Origin of the sequence: Nocardiopsis sp. MG754419 (assembly GCF_018207095.1) — a bacterium.
GTDB lineage: Bacteria > Actinomycetota > Actinomycetes > Streptosporangiales > Streptosporangiaceae > Nocardiopsis.
Genome location: NZ_QOCZ01000406.1, coordinates 1 through 358 on the forward strand (window position 1 = coordinate 1; position 358 = coordinate 358).

The 358-nt window shown below is 72.3% G+C and carries 1 protein-coding gene; it reads right to left on the bottom strand.

Annotated elements, in window-relative coordinates; all coding sequences use genetic code 11:
- The coding region (locus tag DSY14_RS28320) for a transporter associated domain-containing protein (protein ID WP_283091719.1) at positions 1 to 358 on the bottom strand (358 nt) is incomplete at both ends.

Below are 358 nucleotides of genomic sequence, written 5' to 3' on the forward strand. Positions count from 1 at the left end.
TGCCTGCTCCTCCTCACGTTCCACCACGGCCACCCGCTCCAGACGCACCCGTTCGGGCACGTGCCGGTCGAGGGTGCGTACGTCGATCACGGCGCTGCCGCCGTCGGGCAGTTCCACGGTGAGCCGGTCGCCGACGGCCGGGAAACGGCCGAGCCGGTCCACGATCAGGCCGGCCACGGTGTCGTAGTCCTCTTCCTCGGGCAGTGCGATGCCGGTGGCCTCGGCCACCTCGTCCAGGCGGCGTCCGGCGTCCACCAGCCAGCCGCTGCCAGCGCCATTGCCGCTGCCGCTGCCGTCCGGGACGGCGATCTCGGTGACGGTGTCGCTCTCGTCGGCGATGTCGCCGACCAGTTCCTCC